Here is a 3,565-nt window from a genome sequence, read left to right as displayed (position 1 = left end):
AATTGAAGAATTAGAATGTTTGTTAAATCATCTTTTAAATGAAGGAGGGTTAATTATAAAATGGGTACGAAAAATAAAAAACAAAGGCAATGCTGTTATCACAGTTTAAATGCGCAACAGCTTAGCTTCATAAATCAGGGTAGGGTTGTCACTCAGATTCCGTGAGGGATGGATTTACACCATCATGGTTATCAAGTTATCATGGTTCTTTTGACCAAGCAGCTAATCCCCCAAACCTTTATTAGGTATGGTTTCTAGCTAACGAATCGCACGATGCAAAACTGAACATAATAACCATCAGCCCTTTTAAAAATGCGAACCCGTTTGATTTGCTTTTTGTCAAAGCGCCATAAGTCCCAGGTACCCTTGAGTTTTAACTTCCCTATTCCTTTCTTGTCACTGAATGTAATTGTTTTCTTGTCAGGGGAAAGTTTCCATCCTGATTGCTTATACTCAACCGACCTACAGTGTTTCTGAAAACGAGGATAGCCTTTCTTCCCAGGTACTTTTTTCTTGCAGTTTTCAAAGAAGCAAGAAATTGATGACCGGAGATGAAACCTTAGAAGAGTGGAGCCTTATTTCATGAGTTTTAACCCTTTTTTGCATAGCCTGTCGCCTATAAAGGCTCCACTCTTCTTACGGTAACTTCTAACCATGCTCTTTCAGCCGCAGCTTGTCGAGCAGTAGAGTTTAGTTCATTGGCAAACGGGAATTTTTTAGCTAGTATTTTGCAGTACTTGCTAAGGTCGTATTTCCCTGTCCCTTTGTTATCTATCCATAAACGAATGCAGCTATTCCGGATAAATTTAACCGTCCGAATTGCTTCGTTTATAGCTTGATATTGATGCGGTTTACCGTAGGCTTTAAACTCAAGTATGATCATCAGAACTCGACCTCTTCTGTTATATAATTACGCTAACACGGTTAGCGTAATATGTCAATTACAAACAAAATAAATGTGACACGGCGACTAAACTCGCTGGTCGCTTTCATCCCGGATAATAACGATGCGGGGCTTTCAGTGTTTGATTTCCGAGTAAATCAACAAATGAAAGTTACGACAATATCCTTGAACGGGGACTATTTTCAGGCGTTGCATGCAACGCCTTTTCTATTAGACTTTGCTGCAGTTGTCGGGAATCGGGAATCGGGAATCGGGAATAGCGATCGCTTAATCAAGAGGTGCGCTTGACCTAGGCGAATTTAATTACGGGTCAAGCGCACCTAAAAGGGAATCAAGGTCAAAGAAGACTGTACCTCATAACTGCGATAAACACTACAATCAGTTATCAAAAAATATAGCAACATTTTCCTAGATAATCTCTCTATTGACCCCTGTTACCTATTCCCTATTCCCTACTATTTATAATTTACGATTCCTGATCAATTGGATTCTTACCAACATCAAAAATAATTATAAGTTTAGCATCCGGCATTAATCGTTTCAAGGCCCACAAATGGGGAGCATCCCATTTTGGAAAATACAAGGAAAGGGTTGATTTTTAATTCGCGACTATTAATCGCGAATTAAATCACCAGTGTGGTGCTGAACTACTCAGACTGGCATAATAAAGAAGTAGATGTTCATACACTTTACTTATGACTCCATCCGAACGGGAAGAGCTGGAAGCTTGTTTAAGACGAGCCAGTGAGATCTTGTACAACAATACTGACACAGATAGTTTGGAAACCTTAGCTGATCTCGAAATTGCAGTCAGAAACCAGGTATTAGAACAGGTCAGTCCCAAAATTGCCCTTTTTTGATCGCCAAAAAGACCAATACCCAACGAGGAAAAACCCGAACCATTAAAAGCTGTCTGGGAAAACTGAAGATTACCAAAAAACAAGCAGATGCTTTGGGAATAGAACCATTAACGCGCCATAGCCCTCTGCTGGAAAAATGCTGTCTCCTCTTGAGTGCTAATGAATCTTATCAAGATGCAGAGCAGGACTTATATCTCTTAACGGGACTCAAAGTTGGTCATTCCACTCATCATTGGCCAAAGGCCACGCTACGCGAACGAAAGGTTAACCAAATTGAGTTACCACTTCCTGATCTAAAACAAGGGTTATCTGAGGTTAGTGTCGATGGAGGAAAAATCCGCCTGAGGACGGAAATCAAAGGACAAGCTAGTTTTTGGCAAGAATACAAAACAGCTCGCTTACAAGGGATTTATTACGGAGCATTCTTTCAAGACAATCTCTCTTTAACCGATTGGATAAATAGTCAACAGTTGACCTTACCCTTCTACTGCTTGGGAGACGGACATGATGGAATCTGGAACATATTTGCTGAAATTGGTGAGCATCAGCATCGAATTGAAATCTTGGACTGGTATCACCTGATGGAAAATCTTCATAAAATAGAAACAAATAAATCAACCAAAGAACAGTTGGAGGCTTACCTCTGGATGGGAAATGTATCCGAGGCTAAGAAGTTGTTGAAGTCAGCTCAGCCACTGGGAGGAACTAACTTTCTTCACTATCTCAAAAAACACCAGAAACGGTTAATCAATTATCACTATTTTCAAGAACAGCAAATTTGTTCAATTGGAAGCGGTGCAGTGGAATCAGCTGTCAAACAAATTAGCCACCGAGTTAAACTAAGCGGAGCCCAGTGGCTAAGAAAGAATGTCGCTAATATCTTACAACTGCGTTGTGCCTATCTCAACGGTCAACTAGCTATTTAAGCCCTTACAAAGCCTCTCGAATTTGACAATATTTGCGAGTTATAATCGCGAATAGATGTTGGAGGTCTATTGAGAGTAATGGGCAGAAGAGTTTCCAGTAAATTACAACAGAATAAACTAGAGAGAATAACTCGTTTACAGACGGCGATTGCTAGTCTTGAAACTTACAAAAATTTCTTCGAGCGTCAAGGGGAACTCGCCCCGGAAGATGCTTGGGTAGCGCGTTATCAAGTCCGACAGTCCCAGAAAGCCTACTGGTACTATAAACTACAAGCTCCTTCACCCACCTTTCCCACCAGGGGTGATACCCCCAAGCTAAGTAAATATAAGCATTTGGGGAAGGCTGGAAGTGAAGCCCATGTCCCTGGGGTGATGGGTGTAGCCAGAAGAAGCATAGTTTCCGAATTACAAAAAAACATTGATTCACTCAAAAATAGCTTACTAGATATTTCTTTCGACTCCGAGCAAGAAGATATCTAAGTTAGGGTATTATTCGCGATGAATACTCGCGAATAAAGGTTCCCTTTTTTCCAAAATGGGATGCTCCCCACAAATGTCCCTCGGCATCTGACCGATTGCGAAAGCGAGCAACAACAACTCGCTGCATTTGTGGTAACAGCCTAATGATCACCCACGGGTGAAGCCGTTCCGAATAAGTCATAATCGAACCATCTGGGCGACCGAAGAAGGCGCTCAAAGGAGTGAAGGTTCCGTAACCTTCCGATCAGCTAGGGTTCAAGCGAAGTTTCCACCCAAAGGGGCATAACGAGATGGATATCAACGGCTCACAAGCTGAGGTACTCCCGAATTGTTATGTCTCACAGCTAGAGGGTAATGCGTAACCAGAAGCATATACCGCATGATAATGGAACGTT

The 3,565-nt window shown here is 41.4% G+C and carries 4 protein-coding genes and 2 pseudogenes; 3 read left to right on the top strand and 3 right to left on the bottom strand.

Annotated features, from left to right (window positions below; all coding sequences use genetic code 11):
* Positions 1-272: 272 nt before the first annotated feature.
* Both F6K37_RS34990 and F6K37_RS34985 read right to left on the bottom strand, forming a co-directional pair.
* Positions 273-545 (bottom strand): annotated as a pseudogene (locus tag F6K37_RS34990) (RNA-guided endonuclease TnpB family protein); the annotation flags it as partial.
* Positions 546-652: 107 nt separating this feature from the next.
* A pseudogene (locus F6K37_RS34985) lies at positions 653-883 on the bottom strand (hypothetical protein); the annotation flags it as partial.
* A gap of 165 nt (positions 884-1,048) precedes the next feature.
* Between F6K37_RS34985 and F6K37_RS34980 the strand changes: the two are divergent.
* The 3 genes from F6K37_RS34980 (at position 1,049) to F6K37_RS34970 (ending at position 3,170) form a co-directional block, all read left to right on the top strand.
* Positions 1,049-1,192, top strand: coding sequence for a hypothetical protein (locus F6K37_RS34980; protein ID WP_287255445.1), 144 nt, complete (start codon positions 1,049-1,051; stop codon positions 1,190-1,192).
* 407 nt (positions 1,193-1,599) lie between these two features.
* Positions 1,600-2,690 (top strand): ISKra4 family transposase gene (locus F6K37_RS34975; RefSeq protein ID WP_287255444.1). Its coding sequence is split into 2 segments (ribosomal slippage): positions 1,600-1,762 and positions 1,762-2,690, totalling 1,092 coding nucleotides; the frame shifts between segments, so codons are not numbered across the junction.
* Between the two features lie 78 nt (positions 2,691-2,768).
* Complete coding sequence (locus tag F6K37_RS34970) at positions 2,769-3,170, top strand: transposase (RefSeq protein WP_287255443.1); 402 nt, start codon at positions 2,769-2,771, stop codon at positions 3,168-3,170.
* Between the two features lies 1 nt (position 3,171).
* On the opposite strand, the gene F6K37_RS45825 is transcribed toward F6K37_RS34970, so the two are convergent.
* Positions 3,172-3,351 (bottom strand): hypothetical protein, encoded by a 180-nt coding sequence (locus F6K37_RS45825; RefSeq protein WP_502887801.1) that lies wholly within the window; start codon positions 3,349-3,351, stop codon positions 3,172-3,174.
* Positions 3,352-3,565 lie beyond the last annotated feature (214 nt).

It is taken from the genome of Moorena sp. SIO4E2 (genome assembly GCF_010671945.1).
Taxonomy (GTDB): Bacteria; Cyanobacteriota; Cyanobacteriia; order Cyanobacteriales; family Coleofasciculaceae; genus Moorena; species Moorena producens.
The sequence above is the reverse complement of the archived record's forward strand: the minus strand, read 5'-3'. Positions and strand labels throughout refer to the sequence as shown.